The organism is Phocaeicola sp. ICN-14070, from assembly GCF_037892625.1.
Taxonomy (GTDB): Bacteria; Bacteroidota; Bacteroidia; order Bacteroidales; family Bacteroidaceae; genus Phocaeicola; species Phocaeicola plebeius.
Genome location: NZ_JBBKBF010000070.1, coordinates 1 through 18,399, shown reverse-complemented (window position 1 = coordinate 18,399; position 18,399 = coordinate 1). Strand labels below are relative to the sequence as shown.

Sequence of the window (18,399 nt, the reverse complement as noted above, 5' to 3'; positions counted from 1 at the left end):
CTAGAAATGCAGGTCAAAGAGTTAAAAATAATGGAGCCAGAAGTCTTCAATGAACGAATGAACAGAATTGAAGATAAATTATTTTCTGTCAAAGAAATGTTGACTACTACAGAAGTTGCCGAATACTTAGGCGTGACACAATCCCAAATCTACAAACTCACAATGAATTTGGAGATACCTCATTTCAAGCCAAAAGGGAAATTAATCTATTTTGACAGGAAAGAACTTCTAAGGTGGATGCATAAAAACCATATAGTGCCAGCAAAACAAAAAAAATGATAAATAGAATATTACAATGAAAAGGAAGAAACATAATAAAACGGAGGTTTATACAGATGCTCAACTGACTGCTTTACTAAAAAAGTCAGAAGTTATCATAAGTTCCTCAAAAAATGATAATAAAAAAGAACTATGTCATGATAAGAAGGAAAAACAATAATGATAAGGAATGCTCAGTGGAAAGTTCTCTTGAAGTCGGAATGCTGAGTAAGAGCACTTTCAACGACCAAGAACTTGACAACTATTTGAGACAGGGAGAAATAAAGGCATCTGAAAAGCCTCCTGTTCCACCACAGATTTTATGGGTTGGAGATTGTACCATAGCAACCTTTGGTAATTTCAGTGCATCTACCGGTAAAGCAAAGAGCAAGAAAACGTTTAATATAACAGCAATGGTAGCGGCAGCTGTAAATAATTCTACAGTACTCAAATATAGAGCCAGTCTTCCTGACGGGAAACGCAAAATCCTTTATTTCGATACAGAACAAAGCAGGTTTCATTGTCACAATGTGATAGAACGCATCTATCGCCTTGCAGGATTGAGCCTGACAAAGGAAGATAAGCGCATCAAGTTCTATGGGCTAAGGGAGTTCACTCCTACTCTACGTATTGCCCTCATAGATTATGCCCTCAGGACATTTGAGGATGTAGGACTGGTCATTATAGACGGCTTGCGAGATCTCATGTATGACATCAACAATGCCAAGGAATCTACAGATGTGATGACTATGCTCATGGCTTGGACAAGTAAGTACAATCTTCACATCCACTGCGTGCTACACCTTAATAAAAATGACAATAACACCAGAGGTCATATTGGTACCGAACTTGAAAACAAGGCTGAAACAGTTCTGATAATCAGCAAGAACAAACAGGATTCCAACATCAGTGAAGTCAGGCCTATGCACATGCGAGACAAGGAGTTTTCTTCATGGGCATTTCACATTGACGACAACTCTCTTCCCGTCTTGGATGACGGCTATCATATTACAGTAGTCAAACCCAAAGATAAGCCCTTGACATCTCTGCCAGATGACTTACATGTCAAAGTACTTCGCACTGTTTTTGAAGGTGAGAGTCCACAAAGGTATCTTGAACTGGTGAAAGCAATCAGCCAGGCTTACGCACAAGAAGGCTACAAGCGTGGGGACAATGCAGTTAAGGATATGCTTAAAATCTTCTGTGAGCGCAAACTGATTACCAAGGACAAAGACGGTTATCATTATCATCCTGCACTCCTGCTGTAAAAGTAAGTTTATGAGTTTAAGTTTAACAGGGTATATATATACTAAACTTATATGAGCCCAATTATACATTATTGATATGCCATGACCATAGATGAAATCAAATCAGTCAGTATTGTACAGTTCCTTGAAACGGAGGGTTATCAGTATGCCTATATCCATCGAGGTAATTACTGGTATCTATCTCCCTTTAGAGCAGAATCGTCTCCATCTTTCAATGTTAGTCCTACAAAAAATCTTTGGAATGACTTTGGAGCCAGCTCTGGTGGAAACATCATTAATCTTGTTCAGAAGATGCACCCTTCATGGAATAATCATCAAGTCCTTACTTATCTTGAACAACAAATTAAGAGCCACAACCTCCAATATGCTGAGGATTATGAAGCAATGACCAAAGAACAACAAAGAAGAAACGTGTGGAATCAGAACCATATAGCAGGAAATATGAAGGAGAGTAACAACATTACCTTCATTGATCGTATTTGCAAGCTCAGTCATCCCAATCTGAAAAGTTATATTTCACAAAGACGTGTTGACTTCGAGGTAGCCCAAGATTTCTGTAAGGAAATACATTATCATATCAACGATAAACATTACTATGCCATAGCCTTTGAAAATATAGATGGTGGTATGGAAATCCGAAACAAGTATTCCAAGCGGAGTATTGGAAAGAAAACCATATCCATCATAAGAACAAATGGTGAGTCACATTCTGAGTGTTGTATATTTGAAGGGTTATTTGACATGCTCACTTATGCGAGTCTAAAAAAATGGAAGATGGACATACAGCTTTACGTTGAATGTGAGTGTGATTATATTGTTCTTAATTCTATTAGCAATATCAAAACAGCACTACCATATCTTCAGAATTATAATGTAATACACTGCTATCTTGATAATGATGCTGCCGGTGCAGCGACCATAAAGAAAATCAAGGATGAATATTTAGACAAAGTAATTGATGAATCCATCAGATACCGTAATTTCAAGGATCTGAACGATGTTATCAATGGAATAGTAAAGGAGTAACAAAAATAATAAGTCTGTTCTATTAGTTTAAGGAGGTTCCCCACAGGAGAGCCTCTTTTTTGTGATGTTTTTATTCTAATAGTATGATTTTTATTAGAATATCATACTTCTAAACAAATGTATGTTAATACTGAAATTCAAATCGGCATATTTTTATCGGAATACCATAAAACTCATTTCCTTTGTCATAACACAGGAGCAAATTGATTTTAAGTTTTGTCTTCTGAGTATGAAACTTTTTTATAATAACACATTAAAATCAGATTGAGAAATGCCAGGATTTGTAATATTCGTATTCGTCCTCACCTTTGCGTATGTGGTTTACTTTTCAGTAATGATTACACTTGACCTTCATAGTAAGAAAGATGAAAAGAAAACGAATGAAGAGACCATTGATGTCAGCAGCATGGATAATGAAGAAGTGCCGGTTTCCGTGGAAGAACATAATGATGGTCCTGAAGGTAGTGACATGACATACACAGAGCAAGTAACAGACGACGGCCTTCGGGTAGTCATTCCAACAGGCAATAAGCAGAGCAACAGTTCCCCTCCTGAAGAGGAAGAGTCAAAATCCACTCAACAGACTACTACAAGTGCAGAACTCAATAAAGAAAACGAAGAAAGCATGGAAGAGATAGAGGCAGTTCCTCAATACAGTTTTTATCCTGATGAGTTTATGCAAAATCTCAACGACAAACACAACAAAAGAAAAATAGAGAAAAGGAATGAAATCGATAAACTGTAAAATCAATCAACTGTTTTTTATTGCCTGTTTCGGCTTCATGTTCCTCCAGCCTCAGTCGGCATTTGCTAAATGCGGTGGTGTTGACTACAGCTGGGGTGCTGACGCATTGAGCAATGCCCATGATTTTACGGTCACAATGATGCTCTATGTAGTATATCTTCTGTATGCTATTGCATCCATAGTAGCAATTATCGGAGCTTTACAAATCTATATCAAAATGAATACCGGTGAAGGAGATGTGACCAAATCAATCATGATGCTGGTCGGAGCCTGCCTGTTTATGATTGGCGCAACTATCATTTTCCCAGCATTCTTTGGCTATAATATTGTATAAAACTAAGAATTTAAGAATCAAGCAAGTAAGGATAACATGTCTAATTTTTAACTGTAAAACAACAAAAAATGAAGAAAATCAAGAATTTAACCAAAAGGATTTTCAATGCTAAACGTGTTGGAACACTGGCCATGTTGCTCTTTTGCGGAGTAGCAGCCACTTATGCTCAGAATGCTGCCGGAGACTACACAGCCGGAACAAATGCTTTGACTACAGTTACGGAAGAAATAGCAAAGTACGTTCCATACGTGGTGAAGCTTTGTTATGCCATAGCCGGTGTTGTTGCCGTTGTCGGTGCCATCAGCGTTTACATTGCAATGAACAATGAAGAGCAGGACGTCAAGAATATCTTAGTCCTACAAAATGCGTTTGAAAAGACAAGAAAGCAAGTGAAAGTAAATGCGCTAAGTATCAATGCTTTAAGTGATAATTTGAATTTTCCGATGTTTGTCAAACTCACTCTTAAAAAGACATAAAAGACAGTTTCTTGTTTCCGTTTTGTTTCTCGTTTCTCGGTTTGTTTTCTTATCTTTACATCAGTTTTCCGAAGTAAGGGAAGAGAAAAAAAGCAAATGTCAGCATAGGAAACCATATCTGACATAGACTTTCAACAAGAGGGAGAAAGACCCTCCAATGTAGCAGAATACAAAAACAAAATAACACTTCATACATCATGGCAAGACCAAAGAAACAAGTAAAGCTGAAAGAACCGATTAAAATTCGGTTGAAGTCGCTCGCAGATGGCAACAAGAGTATCTATCTTGACATCTACTATAAGGGAGTGAGGAAGTATGAATACCTCAAACTCTACCTCGTCCCCGAAATCAACCCTGTCTGCAAGGAACAGAACAAGCAGACTATGGCGGTTGCGGAACGCATCAAGGCAGAGCGCATCAAAGCCCTTCATGGTCACGGCATACAGGACTGGGAGACAGTAAAACAAGGCTCGATGCTTCTTACCACATGGATAAAGAAGTATTGTGAAGGTGGTGTCGGCATTAAGAAGTCAACGCTCCATTGCCGTGTGGAAATGCTGCACACCGTGGAGAAGTATCTTGACGAGACCAATAAAGGCTTCATTTCGCTTGAAGAGGTCAATGCGGAGTTCTGCCGTGGTTATGTGAAGTTCTTGCGTAACTTTCCAAACTCCCATATCAAGTATGGCGAGCCAAGACCTATCAGCGAGAATACGGCAAGCCGATACCTCGGAATGTTCTCTACCGCACTCAACAACGCTGTGCGACAAGGCATTATCCACAACAACCCTATGAAGGAACTTGATGCACGTGAGCGCATCCAACCCAAGGATGGCAAGAAAGAGTATCTGACCATTGAGGAACTTCGCACCCTCATGGCTACGGACAGTTACCGCCCAGAGGTCAAGAAGGCTTTCATCTTCGCCTGTTTTACAGGATTGCGATTAAGCGACATGTACCGTCTTGCTCCTATGCACATCTTCAAGACCGCTGACGGAAAGGGCGAATACATAGACATGGAAATGCAAAAGACGGAGAAGCCAGTTATAATACCTCTCTCGGAAGAGGCAAAGCGGTGGTTGCCAAAGCAAAGAGGTAAAGATATTCCTTTCTTTGACATTCCAACCACACAGACCGTTATAGGCAGGGCTCTCCGCAAATGGGCGGAAGCGGCAGGGATAGAGAAGCATATCTCATTCCATTGCTCACGGCACACGTTCGGAACGATGATGCTCACGCTCGGTGCTGACCTTTTTACCACAAGCAAGCTGATGGGACATTCCAACATTCAGACCACGGAAATCTATGCTAAAATCGTGGATAAGAAGAAGGAGGAAGCCATTAACCTCATTGACGGTATGTTCACATAAATCATTGACAACAAAACATATAGAGACATGACAATAACTATCAGACAAAAGGCACTTGCCAACGACAACATAAGCTTGTATCTTGACATCTACGATGGTGGCAAGCGCAAGTTTGAATTTCTTTCCCTCTATTTGTTGCCGGAGGTTGATGCAGAGACCAAAGCAAGGAACGAAGAAACATTGCAACGTGCTCACCAGATAAGGGCTGAGCGTATTCTTCATCCAGAGACCATCCCAGAGGTAGGTCACTTGATGATTGTGAAGGAAATCCCCAATGACGAGTCTCCCGAAGTCTTGGACTGGATCCAGACTTACATCGACTGGATGAGCGACAACACAGACTATTCCAAGGCTATTGTTGACCAATCAAAGTATCTGAAATATCTAATGAGCGAGTTCCTTGCCAACAAGCGCAGACCTCACATCACTCTGAGGAAGTTCGACAAGGAATGGTTCAAGGCATTCTTTCTTTGGTTGAAGAACGACTATGTACCACAGAAGTATGTACGAGTTGAAGCCAAGCCTTTGTGTGAAGGCTCCCTTCACAATGTTCAACAGCGTATAGTGACGGTGTTCAACAAGGCTGTCAAGTTCGGCAAGTTGAAGGCTAACCCTTTCTACCAGTTGGAGAAGTCAGACTTCTTTCCCAAGCCAAAGACATCACATAAGCAGTATCTCACTCCCGAGGAACTGAAAAGGTTCATGGCTTCAGACGAGAGAAGTCCAGGAGTTGCAGAAGCACAGAGAGCTTTCGGTTTTGCCTGTCTGACAGGACTTCGTATCAGCGACATCAAGGCTCTGCGGTGGAGCGACATCAAGAGAAACAAAGAAACGAACACGCTTGTAATCGTCCAGAAGAAAACAAAGGCTCTCAATGCCGTACCAATCGGCAATACCGCCTTGTCATGGATGCCACCCAAAGGCGATGATGATTTTGTGTTTCATCTTCCTGCCAAGGCTAATGTGGATGCAGCCCTTAAAAGGATAGCCCAGAAGGTGGGCATTGAGAAGAATATCTCTTTTCACTGCGCCCGACATACATTCGGAATTTTGGTGCAGGCGGTTACCGGCAACATTGAGACTACCAAGAAGCTGATGGGACACAAGTCGCTCAAATCCACCGCCATCTATGCAGATGTGCTGACGAATGAAAAGGTCAAGGCTGTTGACAACACGAAGAAAGCCTTTCGAGGTCGCAAACAGCGTGAGGAGAATAAGCAGATACCAAGGACAAAGCGGACAGCAGCCACCAACAACCATCCACGCAGAATAACTTTTATACAGGATAACAAGTAAACAGAACTTTTCAGGATAACAACCAGTTAATTTCACTTTTATAGTCCCCATTTTTCGGGCAGGGATTTCTCTCTGCCTTGGGGGACTACACTTTCAAAACAAGCAGTACAACGAATTACAAACAATTAAATTACAGGATAATGAACAAAACTATCGACACCGAGACTCTTCTTTTGAAGGTAGAGTCACATGAGCACCGCATTGGGATAATGGAAAACCTACTCCGTGATGCCAAGCAAGTATTGACACTGGAGGAAGCTGCCTTATTCATGGGTATATCAAAGAGCAGTCTCTATAAGATGACACACAAGCATGAACTTCCGTTCTTCCGTCCCAACGGCAAGATTATATACTTTGAAAAGTCAGAGCTCTTGAACTGGATGCGCCAGAACCGCAGTATGTCCGAGGCTGAGACCAAGGCTGCAGCGACCAAGCACATGAGTGAACTTTGTAAATAGACATGGCGATGATGAAGGACGATATTTCCCATGAGGAGTATAGAAGCAAGTTGGCAAATGTCGCTGACCTTGCCGTGAGATACATCAATACTGGCAACGGCTACTTTCGGATGCGTGATGCTTTCAATCAGCTTGCCGAACAATGCGGAGCCAACAAGGGCATCAATGATGAAGCAACTGTCGGCAGAAGAAAACTTCTTGCCCAATCTGTTTGCATTGAGTGCATTTCACGATTAAGCAGCCATTCTAATGACAGGTTGCAAGGCGAGCTCTATGTTATAGCAGAGAACATTTCCCCAAGGCGAGGACGGCACAGATGATTTTCTCTTTACTGAGAAAAACAGTCTTGCCATTTATGGTTATAATATTCAAAATTTACAGAAGATGGATAAACAAAAGATACATTACTGCTTCACGCTGTCCGATGCACAGATGGAGTATCTTCGTTGCAAGAAGTACAAGATTGACCGCATGGAATGCTTCATGTCTCTTGCCTCTCTTGCTGAACGTGAAACAACACTTGCTTCTATCAGCAAGACCCAACAAGTGGAAATCTTGTGTGGGCAATGTGTGGTGGACAATACCCAACTTGCCAAACTCTGGGATAAAGACCGCAAGACCGTCCCCAAACTTTTACAGGCTATGGAGGCTGTGGGCATTTCCTCTTCACAAAAGGTTGGAGACAACCGCATCATTACCCTGCATTCCCTCTCTGGTTGGTATGTGGACGGAAGATTTGTCAAGAACGGCTTTTCATTGAAGCGCAATGCGGATGGCTCTGCAATCGTCCATACGGAAGTTCCACAAGCAAGAGTAATTGTTACGACAACGGAGGATGATACAAAGTCGGACAAGGAAGATGGGCATTCTGCCAATGGAATATCCGATACTGACAAAAAGGGCAATTCTTCTACAGCAGATATCTCTTCTTCCCTAAATTCGGCTTCATCTAATGATAATGGAAGCGTGGGTAAGGTCGGAACGAATGGCAATCTTTCCGATGCTGTTACTGGTGGAATTTCGGGGCAACAAAGTTATTCCCGACATACTGTTGGCAATCCTTCTTCCATGCAAGAAGCAGATGCCAAACAGAATGAGGGAGAGCACAACACATATCCACAGCATCAGTTTGGAGGTCAAGCACAACAGTCTAACGGTTCTAACGCCAATGGCTATAAGCCTAACGAATACCATAACGGCAATCAATAGGCATACAGAGGCTAATGAGCCACCATACAGAGAAAACATCCCAAAGGACGATAGACCGCCATAGGCTACCGCCAAACTGTTATACGTTTAAGCAGCCTTGGGGACGGAGGCTGTTAAAAGTACCGTCATTTTATAGGTACTTTTCGAGAAATCCTTTTGTAATACAGAAGCCGTGTCCGTCTTTCTGTATTCCTAAAAGTTTCTCGGACTACTCGCAAGCTCGCAGTCGTGACCACCTTTGTAAGATGCTTGTAATCATCCCTTTTTAATCAGAGACAAGGACAAATGAGAAAGAAAAACATCATAAGAAAACCGCCTACGGAAGTCCATACCTACCGATGCACGAAAGAGGAGTTGATGCAGCTCCAGACGCTTGCCAAGGAGTGTGGGTTAAGCCTGAGTCGCTATGTCGTTGAGACTGGCTTAAAGCACCGTCCACGCATGAGGCTTACCAAGGATGAGGTGGACGCTCTCAACTCTCTCGCCATCGCAAGGACGGATTTGATAAAAATCAGCAACGTGCTATCCAAGAAAACGGCTGAGGAAAAGGCTCGGTTCTTCAAGAATGAGAAGTTCATGCGTTGGTGGATTGATGCCATTGCTGGACTTATCCAACATTGGTATAGCATTGAAGAGAATATCGCAACAAACGTACAGACCCAATCAAAGGAACAATTATGATTATGCTCGCAAAGGTCGTATCATACGGAGGCAATTCCGTAAGGTACGCATTGGAAAAGGAGAATGCAAAAACGGTCAAGGTGAACAATATGCCCGATGGTCTTGACCCTACCGCCATCTGGTACATGATGAAACATCATTGCCAGTATCATCAAGCGGAAAGGACGGTGGGCAGAAAGTTGGAAAGGTTCATGACCACTTTTGTACTTTCCCCATCAAAGGAAGAGTCTGCAAACTTCACTATGGAAGATTGGGCAAACCTCCAAGACGAAGCCTTGGAAGTCTTGGATTCTGTTGGACTTACACCCAACGGTTTTTCCAATGAGATAAAGACCAAATTCACCAATTCTATGAATGTGGGCGGATTGCACTCTGACTCCAAGTCTGGAACGCTACACCTTCACATTGATTGTTGTCGTGTGGATATGGAGGGTAACACCAACGATGTGCATGATATTCATCTTCGGGCAATGAAGGCTGCGAAAATCATCAATATGCGGCATGGGTGGGAACAACCGCAGGAGATTCGGAACATGCGGAAAGTGGAACTTGCGGAAGATTGCGAACATACTCTTAAAGATATGCAACAGTTCAACATTGACAGATACTTCAATCTGTTGCGCATGAAAGGCTATGAGGTAAAGCCACGCTACGACAAACAACGGAAACTTGTCGGCTACACAGTCGGCAAGAATGCTTCCGTGTTCAAGGCTTCGGAGATAGGCAGAAGGTTCATGGCATCAAAGATTGAAGACACATGGAAGAAACTGCACCCACAACCTACACAAGTCAAGACAAAGCCTGTTTCTCCATCCGTTGCTCCTGCGCCTCGCCCAGTTCGTCCTGTCGTTCAGACTCAAACAGCATCACAACCAAAGGCGCAACCTCAAATTACACAAACTGCATTCACAATCAACATTGGCGATGAAGTCAAAAAGGTGTGGATTCCGAACGCTGTCAAAGATGTCTTTACTAATGAGGTTCAGATTCCAGAGGATAATGATATAGCGACAACAGAAAATGTCGCTCATGTAGCGATGCTGTTGTTTGCAGGGTATATTGATGCTGCCACTTCCATGTCTGAGTCATGTGGCGGTGGCGGTTCTGCTCCCTCTTCTGGTTGGGGCAAGAAGGATGATGAAGATGATTGGAAGTTTGCCCACCGTTGCGCACAGATGGCTCATTCCATGTGCAAGCCTAAACCACGCAGCAGAAGTTTCCACCGATAAATCAATGAAATATGGCAATCAGAAAAAGCAAGATAAACATAGACACAGAAGAAAGATCCGACTTCGACAACATGATGAATGATGTCGAAAACGAGGTGGAGGAACAGCAAGCCGAGGATGGACTTGTAAACCGTGTTCCTGAGTTGAAGCAGTTGAGTGAGGACATTGACAAGGCTACCAATACCTTCATCAATGCCACACTTGAACTGGAATCTGCCATTCAGCAGTATCAACGTGCAGAAGCCAATTTAGGTGGTGCTGTGACTACTATCAGCAAAAAGGTTGATACCATCAATCAGCATATAGACAAAGTTATGGAGAATGCGCCCACAAAATTAAAGGTATCTGTGCAAGTCAATGATGCTGACTGGCAGAAGATTCAAGAACTGTTTGCCAAAGAACGCCAATGGATGAACTCAGAGATGCAGATGCATATCCGTGAGGTCAATTCCATGTTTGCTGATGAACGGAAGAAAGTCCGTGAACGCTACAAGGAATATGATGGTTGTTACCTTGGTTACTATGCCCAGTGGTTCTTCTGGTTCTTCTTCACGATTGGTATTTTTGTTGTTGCAGGTGGTGTAGGAATGATGATTGCAAAGTTATACGGATAAAGACGAACAAAAGCCCAGTATTAGGTCTGGGCTATCTAGAGATTTAATCCCAACAATGCTCCCAAAATAGAAGTTGTTATTGGTAATAAGTCTCTCCAATTTTTATACCATAAGAGGTTCGACGCAATCATTGTCGCTAAGAGGAGAACTTGTAATTTGGGTTTGATTTCATTACTTAATATTGCAGTTATTGAGTCTGTCAAAATTGTTTCAGCGAATAGTAAAAATACTATTAGTCCTATAATAACAAATAGTATGAACCATTTTATGATATTTCTTCTCCAATCAATAGAGTTTACAATTTCTTCCGCTTCTGCAAAATCTATCAATTTATCTGTAAAATACAGAAAAGATTTCTTTCCATTTGACCAAGCCTCATTGTTTACCACATTGAAAGTGTTTGCAATAAATCCTTGTGTAAAGAATGAATAATGGGAAAATTCATGTAACAACTCACCTTCGCCATATTGAGCTAAAACATAGCCTCTTATATGGTTTTGAATATGCATAACTTCTCCCTTTAATCTTTTTCTTTTCTTGTCGTATTGTGACTTATCTTTAGTGTCTTCATTTTCCCATACGCTCCAAGGAAGTGCTTCTATTCTACATCTTATCTTTTTAAGAAATCTAATGTCCTTCTTCATAAAAATCATTTTTTTCGTTTATATCCGCTTGTCCTTATGTTCTTTTTAAGTAAGAGTTACCTCTCCATCTTTAACTTTGTCAATAGTAGCTTTCCTATGATAGCCATTCTTTGTGAATTCATTTATCCATATAAGCTTCCTTGTGCCATCTCCATAAGGTTGTAACCTGAAATGACCACTAACCTTGAAAGACTCATCATTGCAAATTTCAGTATACCACTTACTATCAAACCGGTAATAGTCAAGCCCTGCTTCTGTGACAATCTGAGTTTTCTTGTTCTTTTTAACCTCTTTCCTTATTGTGGTAGATACTTTTCCTAATTGAACTTCTGCCCATTGTCTTAAACACAAATAATCTAAGACCATATCTATATAATCTCTGATATTTGCCTCCACACAACCATCAATAAGAGGTAAAACCATGCAGTCTAACTGATGTCCATTTCCCTTGATTTTATCCTTCGGTGACACACAAATGTAATATGTAGGTATCGACAAAAACTTGTCGATGTTGTCTTGGAATATCCATAAAGTAAGACAGCCATTCTTTATGCTATACACGACATAACACCCTTCTATAAAGTATGGGCTACGAACAACTCCATTCTCATTATCTAACTCTTGGAGAATATCAATATGAAATTGTGTAAATTTCATATAGGATTTATCCATTGTATCAACAAATGTCTTAGAGAAAACAACCAAATTACGACAGTTATCCTTTACTATAGATAATTCTCTTATAGCATTTTCTCTATCAGAATCAATTGCACTACCGATATTATTGCACCAATTTAAAATGCTCTGTGGCAAATCTCTTTTATCAAGACAAAACAAGTATCGAAACAAAGTTATGTCATTTATATTTTTGCTCTTCATAATCAATTACAATTTGTCAATTAACCCTTTTAATCCATCTATAATCAGGTCCTTTGGTTGTCCACTGAAATTGCCACATAGCACCCGACTTGTTGCTTATTAGATAGTATTGATACATACTCGTCATCGGTTGTATTGTAAAAATGCTTCTATCTCCTGTTTCAAGAACTTCTTCATTTATTGAAACGCAAAGAAGGTTGTCTAAAGACTTGGTGTCGTATTGCACTTGCCAAAGTCTTCCAGTGAAACTATCCAACATAATAAATGTCCACATATTTTGAGTAGCAAACATTTTGAATCTTCCTTGCCATCTGTCAGAAGAGGAAGGATATGCTTTTGACCAATAATTAATTGGTGCAGCAAACATGTAATCAGTTCCTTTTGTACTAAATTGAACCTGCCAATTCTTACCCGTAAAAGTATCAAGCATGATGAAAGTCCACATATTTTGTGTTTCATAAAGACAGAAGCGATTATCAATTTCGCCACCATCTTCCACTGCATCACAAATTTTCCAAGATTGACCGTCATCTTGCACCTGTAATACTTCTCCTGTAGCTGTATTTAAACGTAACTGGTTGTGGTAGTTACGTGTTTGATACATTTTATACGCTTGTGCAAATAGGCAGATAGGCATAAAGCACAAAATCAGTAAAGTAGCAATTTTTCTCATATCGTTTCTTTTTTTATCAAACAATTGGTATTACTTAAGCCCATAGTAATGGCAAAAGTTTGTTGGGTGACACCCTTTGAGGCCTTTGAGGGAACATCTATGCACTGGTCAATACTATCATTTCCAAAAAGGGTCTGAAATTAGCTCGTAATGTCTTTTCTTTATTATTTCAGGAGTGTAGTCCACAGAAGGAAACTCTTCAGCGATTTCACTTGCAAGACAGTAAAGAAGCTTTTCTCCCAACTGTTCTGAATAACTTCCTCGAAGAGCCTTTTCATACCATTTGATTAAATCATTTTCTGTAACAATGCTTTGGATATGGCTTCTCCAACCTATTTGACTAAGAAGAGAAACTATCACATCTTTCTCTGCATCTTTGCAAACAATAACAATGCGGTCACTTGAAACACTATTTACAATGCTCTCTGCAAGAGAAATGTCCAAACTTAAATGTTTAATTTGGATTGCTGGTCCCCAATTAGAATACATATCAAGCCCTCTATCAGCAGCATTAGTTACACCAACACGATAAACTCTTGCCTCTTGTATATGTTGTGGAGTTGAACAATCCAAACACATTACTTTCTGTGTAAAGTCTTCAAATTCTTTAAGCAGAGGATAAGCATCTTCTTTTACTGTAACTTCAACTTCAAGATTCATGGCTTCAACCAGTGTTGAAAACAACGCATAGACAATAATCTCATAGATTTTGTCAAGGCTTCTCTTCAAACCAGGTTCATTCCAAAATGAGTCTATAAATTTCTTGACTTCAAATGTTTCGACACTTGCATCCAAGCAATAAGCCAACGCATTTGACAACTGCTCATGTTTGTTGTCAAACTTACTATAAATATACGCTTCAACAGCTCCATTTGTTCTACGATTTTCTCTTCCAAGTACATCTAATACTGCTGGAGGAGTGGCATTATCATTGAACAAATCATCTTGGAATCGGGCACTACTTGTACTAACTCTACCGAGTAGCACAATAGAAACCTCATCTCTCCACTTCTTACTTTTTGTTCTATAATCCTCTAAAGACAAGAGGTTTATGTCTTTAAAAACTCTATCTCTGTAAAGTATTTCGGCTACCTGTATTGGCTTATACAAGTGAACTCTGGACTTTTTGATTACATTATCCAAAGCAGCCTTTGCTTGCTCTTTTGTTATCATGACACTTTGTTTGATTCAAATTGCTTTAATGCGTTTATCATCTGATTTGCAACTGCCTTTATTACAGGAACAGCCACAGAATTCCCTGTCTGATGTTTTATTTGACTATATGGAACTACGATTTTAAAATCATCAGGGAATCCTTGAATCCTTAACATTTCTCTTTCTGTTGGTCTTCGTTCATCATTGATAAGAATGTAATTTGCAGAAGCTCCAGCTCTCAAACATGAGGAATATGGATGTGGAGTAATACTTCCTGCCATATTTTCATGAGAGATATATGGTTTAGGATAGTTAGGGTCCTTTAGACGCATAAGTCTTGATTCTCTTATTTTATCTTTTACATAATATTTCTCATCAACATCAACTTCAAGAATGTCTTTCAACGTTTTTTTACGTGATGCAGGAACTGGGTCTGGGAAAGAAAATAAAATATTGTCCTTAAATCCAACAATTATAATTCTCTCTCTCTTCTGAGGAACACCATAATCTAAGGCATTTAATACTTTGGCATACACGGTATAACCTAAAGCCTCCAAATGAGTTCTTATGACCTTAAATGTATTTCCCTTATCATGTGCGGTTAGATTTCGTACATTTTCTAACATGAAGGCCTTTGGCTGCTTTTCTTTTAAAATTCTTTCAATTTCAAAGAAAAGAGTTCCACAAGTTTCATTTTCAAAGCCCTCCTTTTTTCCAATAATAGAAAATGCTTGACAAGGGAAACCACCAAGGAGAATATCAAAGTCAGGAATATCTTTTGCTGCAATTTTTGTTATATCTCCAGATGGGTGCTCTCCAAAGTTCGCCTCATAAGTTTTACAGGCATTTTCATCAAATTCTGATGAGAACACACAATGTCCACCAACAGATTCAAAGCCCAATCTGATGCCACCAATACCAGCAAATAAATCTATAAAACTAAAATTGTTCCAATTCATGTACTTTATTAGTCATTTATATTTAATCCCTTTGAGAGGGAGTTAGCAAATCTCTTTTATCAATATTCAGTAACTGAGCTATACGCTCTAATGTTTGTAAGTCTGGTTGAACAGAATTCTTACACCATTTGCTCACAGTACAAGTCGATTTTCCAAGTTGTTCGGCAAGCCATTTTCCTGTTTTATCTTGCTCTGCGAGTACGGCTTTTAGCCTATTTAAATTAGCCATATATTCATATTTATATAATTTTGATGCAAAGATATATAAATATAGTGAGAAAACATTATATCTTTATTTAATTTAACTTACTATGAAATGAAAACTGTGTTATACATCCTTTTATAAAGTACAAAATAACGAGAGAACAACATATTATATTCTTTGTAGCATACGTTCTCAAAAAGACAAAATCGGAAAATTATCGTTGTTTTCCGTGTTAATTTATGTTTTCTCATACTTTCATTTTGGGGTTTCTTGATTTTGTTGTTCCTAATTTGTTTCTTTCGCCATTTCGCCATTCAGATTTATATTGATTATCAGCATATTACGAACAATCAGCAAGATTTCAAAAAAAAGATCATGATGGTTGTTGGTGCATGTATCTTCCTTGTAGCTGCTGCACAGGCTTTGCCTTTGTTCTTTGGTATCTAACTATTATCCAAGCGATATGGATTCATTATGACAAAGGAATCGAACAATCATCAATACGTCAGCTATCCCATGTTTAAGGGGCTTCAGAAACCCCTTGAATTTATGGGATTCCAAGGCAGGTATATCACCTGGGCTGCAGCAACTGTAGGTGGAGGTATTCTCAGCTTTATCATAGTGTATTGTATCCTCGGATTTGTTGCCGGACTCATCGTCCTTGCTGTCACTCTATGTATCGGTGCTGCACTTATCTTTTTCAAACAAAGGAAAGGATTGCACACCAAGAAGGAAGAACATGGCATATTCATTTATGCCAATGCACATAAGATGTAATCGGTCAACATGATAAATGAGCAAGAGAGTTGGATTTTGAATAGTGTGTGGTTAGGCTCACCCTCCCGTTAGGATGAGCCTAACATAGTTTATACGACAACTCTCAGATTGTGAACGTAACTGATAAGTAATCGAATAATAAATTCAAAGAACAATGATTCTATACGTCATATTAACATTTGTGGCAATCCTTATTGGTATGGCAATCTCAGTCATGGCTTTCGGTACTGGAGGGAAACGCAAAAAAATCTTCCAGAACATCTACTTCTCTGTGGAAGAAGTCAACAGTATCGGGGTGCTTTACACCAAGACCGGTGAATACTCGGCAATTCTGAAGATGGAAAACCCGGTACAGAAATATTCGGCAGACATTGACAGTTACTACGAGTTCAATCATCTCTTCACTGCCCTTGCACAGACATTAGGTGATGGATATGCCATCCACAAACAAGATGTATTCATCCGCAAGAAGTTCCATGACGAGAGCAATGATAACCATGAATTTCTGTCGGAATCATATTTCAACTATTTCACAGGTCGTACCTATACCGACTGTCAGAGCTACCTGATTATCACTCAAGAAAACAAGAAGAGCAATCTCTTTTCATTTGACAGCAAGAAATGGCGTGATTTCATGGTTAAGATACGTAAGGTTAAAGACCAGTTGAAAGACTCCGGTGTGGATGCCCAATTTCTTGATGGCAATAAAGCTCGTGACTACGTAGACCGCTATTTCTCTATGAACTTTACCGACAAACATTTGTCGATGAACAACTTCAAGATAGATGACGAGTCTATTACCATGGGTGATAAAAGATGCAAGGTATATAGTCTCGTGGATGTGGACTGCATTAATGTCCCCTCTTTGGTACGTCCGTTTACGAGCATTGAGGTGAACAATGTTTCCATGCCAGTAGACATGGTATCATTGTTAGACAGCATACCGTCAGCTGAGGTAGTAGTGTATAATCAGATGCTTTTCATCCCCAACCAGAAAAAAGAACTTTCTCTGCTTGAAAAGAAGAAGAACCGCCATGCAAGTATGCCAAATCCAAGCAACCAGATTGCCGTGGAGGACATTAAAAATGTACAGGATGTTATCGCAAGAGAAAACAAACAGTTGGTATATACCCATTTCAATCTTATCGTTGGAGTACCCATCGATACGGATATTCAGCGATGTACCAATCATCTGGAGAATCTATTCAGCAAGTTGGGAATCCACATCAGCAAACAGTCGTACAATCAGTTGGAGCTTTTTGTCAATTCATTCCCTGGAAATTGTTATTCCACCAATCCTGAATACGACCGTTTTCTGACCCTTAGTGATGCAGCTGCATGTCTTATGTACAAGGAAAGGATTCAGCATAGCGAAGAAACACCTCTGAAAATATACTATACCGACAGACAGGGAGTCCCTGTTGCAATAGACATCAGTGGTAAGGAAGGCAAGAACAAGATTACAGATAACTCTAACTTCTTCTGTCTTGGTCCTTCGGGCAGTGGTAAAAGTTTCCACATGAACAGCGTGGTACGTCAGATGTGGGAGCAGAATACCGATGTAGTTATGGTCGATACTGGTAATTCTTACGAGGGACTTTGCGAGTATGTAGGTGGCAAGTATATCAGCTACACCGAAGAGCATCCTATCACGATGAACCCTTTTGCTATCAAACGTGAAGAGCTAAACATCGAGAAAATAGGTTTCTTAAAGAATCTTATTATGCTTATCTGGAAAGGCACCCAGGGAGTAGTTACCAAGACGGAAGACCGGCTTATTGAGCAGGTCATCAAAGAGTACTTTGACGAGTACTTTGTGAACCGTCGTATTGAGAATCTCTCGTTCAATACCTTCTACGAGTACAGTATTGTCCGCATTCCGCAAATCATTGAAGAAAATAAACTTTCCGGCATTGACTTGGCGGCCTACAACTATCTGTTAAAGGACTTCTATAAGGGAGGCAGTCATGAGGTGACGCTGAATGAGAATCTGGACACCAAATTGTTTGATGAAACCTTCATCGTGTTTGAAATCGACTCCATTAAGGATGATCCTCTTCTATTCCCTCTTGTTACGCTTATCATCATGGATGTGTTCATCCAGAAGATGAGAATCAAGAAGAACCGTAAGGTACTGGTTATC

Annotated in this window: 22 protein-coding genes and 1 pseudogene; 17 read left to right on the top strand and 6 right to left on the bottom strand. The window is 40.1% G+C overall.

The features are described from left to right. The 14 genes from WKT20_RS15380 to WKT20_RS15315 all read left to right on the top strand — a co-directional run. Window positions 1–279: helix-turn-helix domain-containing protein (locus WKT20_RS15380; RefSeq protein WP_340417659.1), on the top strand; the 279-nt coding region annotated here is incomplete at its 5' end. 200 nt (window positions 280–479) lie between these two features. Beyond that, complete coding sequence (locus WKT20_RS15375) at window positions 480–1,526, top strand: AAA family ATPase (protein WP_445323290.1); 1,047 nt, start codon at window positions 480–482, stop codon at window positions 1,524–1,526. Window positions 1,527–1,607: 81 nt separating this feature from the next. Further along, complete coding sequence (locus tag WKT20_RS15370) at window positions 1,608–2,552, top strand: toprim domain-containing protein (protein ID WP_340417657.1); 945 nt, start codon at window positions 1,608–1,610, stop codon at window positions 2,550–2,552. Window positions 2,553–2,823: 271 nt separating this feature from the next. Then, complete coding sequence (locus WKT20_RS15365) at window positions 2,824–3,297, top strand: hypothetical protein (RefSeq protein WP_340417656.1); 474 nt, start codon at window positions 2,824–2,826, stop codon at window positions 3,295–3,297. A gap of 37 nt (window positions 3,298–3,334) precedes the next feature. Next, window positions 3,335–3,631 (top strand): DUF4134 domain-containing protein, encoded by a 297-nt coding sequence (locus tag WKT20_RS15360; RefSeq protein WP_050541679.1) that lies wholly within the window; start codon window positions 3,335–3,337, stop codon window positions 3,629–3,631. A gap of 68 nt (window positions 3,632–3,699) precedes the next feature. Further along, a complete protein-coding gene (locus WKT20_RS15355) occupies window positions 3,700–4,107 on the top strand; it encodes a DUF4134 family protein (RefSeq protein ID WP_340417655.1) in 408 nt (135 codons plus the stop codon). Window positions 4,108–4,304: 197 nt separating this feature from the next. Beyond that, window positions 4,305–5,477 (top strand): site-specific integrase, encoded by a 1,173-nt coding sequence (locus tag WKT20_RS15350; RefSeq protein WP_340417654.1) that lies wholly within the window; start codon window positions 4,305–4,307, stop codon window positions 5,475–5,477. Window positions 5,478–5,504: 27 nt separating this feature from the next. After that, on the top strand, window positions 5,505–6,773 hold the full coding sequence (locus tag WKT20_RS15345; RefSeq protein WP_340417653.1) for a site-specific integrase: 1,269 nt from the start codon (window positions 5,505–5,507) through the stop codon (window positions 6,771–6,773). Window positions 6,774–6,913: 140 nt separating this feature from the next. Then, entirely contained in the window at window positions 6,914–7,231 is a 318-nt protein-coding gene (locus WKT20_RS15340) for a helix-turn-helix domain-containing protein (protein ID WP_004302115.1), read from the top strand. Between the two features lie 8 nt (window positions 7,232–7,239). Beyond that, a complete protein-coding gene (locus WKT20_RS15335; RefSeq protein WP_340417652.1) occupies window positions 7,240–7,551 on the top strand; it encodes a hypothetical protein in 312 nt (103 codons plus the stop codon). A gap of 64 nt (window positions 7,552–7,615) precedes the next feature. Continuing rightward, window positions 7,616–8,440 carry a hypothetical protein gene (locus tag WKT20_RS15330; protein ID WP_340417651.1) on the top strand — a complete coding sequence of 275 codons (825 nt, stop codon included), beginning with the start codon at window positions 7,616–7,618 and terminating at the stop codon, window positions 8,438–8,440. A 285-nt stretch (window positions 8,441–8,725) separates the two neighbouring features. Further along, a complete protein-coding gene (locus tag WKT20_RS15325) occupies window positions 8,726–9,121 on the top strand; it encodes a plasmid mobilization protein (protein WP_340417650.1) in 396 nt (131 codons plus the stop codon). Continuing rightward, complete coding sequence (locus tag WKT20_RS15320) at window positions 9,118–10,350, top strand: relaxase/mobilization nuclease domain-containing protein (RefSeq protein WP_340417649.1); 1,233 nt, start codon at window positions 9,118–9,120, stop codon at window positions 10,348–10,350. Before WKT20_RS15325 ends, WKT20_RS15320 begins: the two co-directional genes overlap by 4 nt. An 11-nt stretch (window positions 10,351–10,361) precedes the next feature. Beyond that, window positions 10,362–10,964: a hypothetical protein gene (locus tag WKT20_RS15315; RefSeq protein ID WP_340417648.1), complete on the top strand. Its 603-nt coding sequence runs from the start codon at window positions 10,362–10,364 to the stop codon at window positions 10,962–10,964. Window positions 10,965–10,999: 35 nt separating this feature from the next. Here the strand turns inward: WKT20_RS15315 and WKT20_RS15310 are convergent, their stop codons facing one another. The 6 genes from WKT20_RS15310 to WKT20_RS15285 form a co-directional block, all read right to left on the bottom strand. Next, window positions 11,000–11,608 carry a hypothetical protein gene (locus WKT20_RS15310; RefSeq protein WP_340417647.1) on the bottom strand — a complete coding sequence of 203 codons (609 nt, stop codon included), beginning with the start codon at window positions 11,606–11,608 and terminating at the stop codon, window positions 11,000–11,002. Between the two features lie 45 nt (window positions 11,609–11,653). After that, window positions 11,654–12,487, bottom strand: a complete 834-nt coding sequence (locus WKT20_RS15305; protein WP_340417646.1) for a hypothetical protein — start codon at window positions 12,485–12,487, stop codon at window positions 11,654–11,656. Window positions 12,488–12,503: 16 nt separating this feature from the next. Continuing rightward, a complete protein-coding gene (locus WKT20_RS15300; RefSeq protein WP_022128864.1) occupies window positions 12,504–13,160 on the bottom strand; it encodes a hypothetical protein in 657 nt (218 codons plus the stop codon). Window positions 13,161–13,277: 117 nt separating this feature from the next. Next, complete coding sequence (locus WKT20_RS15295; protein ID WP_022128865.1) at window positions 13,278–14,333, bottom strand: HaeII family restriction endonuclease; 1,056 nt, start codon at window positions 14,331–14,333, stop codon at window positions 13,278–13,280. Then, window positions 14,330–15,274 carry a DNA cytosine methyltransferase gene (locus tag WKT20_RS15290; RefSeq protein ID WP_022128866.1) on the bottom strand — a complete coding sequence of 315 codons (945 nt, stop codon included), beginning with the start codon at window positions 15,272–15,274 and terminating at the stop codon, window positions 14,330–14,332. Before WKT20_RS15290 ends, WKT20_RS15295 begins: the two co-directional genes overlap by 4 nt. 22 nt (window positions 15,275–15,296) lie before the next feature. Continuing rightward, window positions 15,297–15,503: a helix-turn-helix transcriptional regulator gene (locus WKT20_RS15285; protein ID WP_022128867.1), complete on the bottom strand. Its 207-nt coding sequence runs from the start codon at window positions 15,501–15,503 to the stop codon at window positions 15,297–15,299. Window positions 15,504–15,788: 285 nt separating this feature from the next. On the opposite strand from WKT20_RS15285, the pseudogene WKT20_RS15280 reads away from it, so the two are divergent. The 3 genes and pseudogenes from WKT20_RS15280 to WKT20_RS15270 all read left to right on the top strand — a co-directional run. Further along, window positions 15,789–15,926, top strand: a pseudogene (locus WKT20_RS15280) (DUF4134 family protein); the annotation flags it as partial. A gap of 27 nt (window positions 15,927–15,953) precedes the next feature. Then, window positions 15,954–16,256, top strand: a complete 303-nt coding sequence (locus tag WKT20_RS15275) for a DUF4133 domain-containing protein (protein WP_215641509.1) — start codon at window positions 15,954–15,956, stop codon at window positions 16,254–16,256. A gap of 154 nt (window positions 16,257–16,410) precedes the next feature. Continuing rightward, window positions 16,411–18,399 (top strand): TraG family conjugative transposon ATPase (locus WKT20_RS15270; protein ID WP_340417645.1); only part of this gene is annotated, 1,989 nt, incomplete at its 3' end.

Coding starts and splice junctions, on each gene's coding strand:
- WKT20_RS15300 (WP_022128864.1), bottom strand. CDS start 13,160: ATGAGAAAAATTGCTACTTTACTGATTTTGTGCTTTATGCCTATCTGC.
- WKT20_RS15305 (WP_340417646.1), bottom strand. CDS start 12,487: ATGAAGAGCAAAAATATAAATGACATAACTTTGTTTCGATACTTGTTT.
- WKT20_RS15345 (WP_340417653.1), top strand. CDS start 5,505: ATGACAATAACTATCAGACAAAAGGCACTTGCCAACGACAACATAAGC.
- WKT20_RS15295 (WP_022128865.1), bottom strand. CDS start 14,333: ATGATAACAAAAGAGCAAGCAAAGGCTGCTTTGGATAATGTAATCAAA.
- WKT20_RS15350 (WP_340417654.1), top strand. CDS start 4,305: ATGGCAAGACCAAAGAAACAAGTAAAGCTGAAAGAACCGATTAAAATT.
- WKT20_RS15365 (WP_340417656.1), top strand. CDS start 2,824: ATGCCAGGATTTGTAATATTCGTATTCGTCCTCACCTTTGCGTATGTG.
- WKT20_RS15315 (WP_340417648.1), top strand. CDS start 10,362: ATGGCAATCAGAAAAAGCAAGATAAACATAGACACAGAAGAAAGATCC.
- WKT20_RS15290 (WP_022128866.1), bottom strand. CDS start 15,274: ATGAATTGGAACAATTTTAGTTTTATAGATTTATTTGCTGGTATTGGT.
- WKT20_RS15355 (WP_340417655.1), top strand. CDS start 3,700: ATGAAGAAAATCAAGAATTTAACCAAAAGGATTTTCAATGCTAAACGT.
- WKT20_RS15325 (WP_340417650.1), top strand. CDS start 8,726: ATGAGAAAGAAAAACATCATAAGAAAACCGCCTACGGAAGTCCATACC.
- WKT20_RS15340 (WP_004302115.1), top strand. CDS start 6,914: ATGAACAAAACTATCGACACCGAGACTCTTCTTTTGAAGGTAGAGTCA.
- WKT20_RS15335 (WP_340417652.1), top strand. CDS start 7,240: ATGATGAAGGACGATATTTCCCATGAGGAGTATAGAAGCAAGTTGGCA.
- WKT20_RS15275 (WP_215641509.1), top strand. CDS start 15,954: ATGACAAAGGAATCGAACAATCATCAATACGTCAGCTATCCCATGTTT.
- WKT20_RS15370 (WP_340417657.1), top strand. CDS start 1,608: ATGACCATAGATGAAATCAAATCAGTCAGTATTGTACAGTTCCTTGAA.
- WKT20_RS15285 (WP_022128867.1), bottom strand. CDS start 15,503: ATGGCTAATTTAAATAGGCTAAAAGCCGTACTCGCAGAGCAAGATAAA.
- WKT20_RS15360 (WP_050541679.1), top strand. CDS start 3,335: ATGTTCCTCCAGCCTCAGTCGGCATTTGCTAAATGCGGTGGTGTTGAC.
- WKT20_RS15320 (WP_340417649.1), top strand. CDS start 9,118: ATGATTATGCTCGCAAAGGTCGTATCATACGGAGGCAATTCCGTAAGG.
- WKT20_RS15375 (WP_445323290.1), top strand. CDS start 480: ATGCTGAGTAAGAGCACTTTCAACGACCAAGAACTTGACAACTATTTG.
- WKT20_RS15330 (WP_340417651.1), top strand. CDS start 7,616: ATGGATAAACAAAAGATACATTACTGCTTCACGCTGTCCGATGCACAG.
- WKT20_RS15310 (WP_340417647.1), bottom strand. CDS start 11,608: ATGAAGAAGGACATTAGATTTCTTAAAAAGATAAGATGTAGAATAGAA.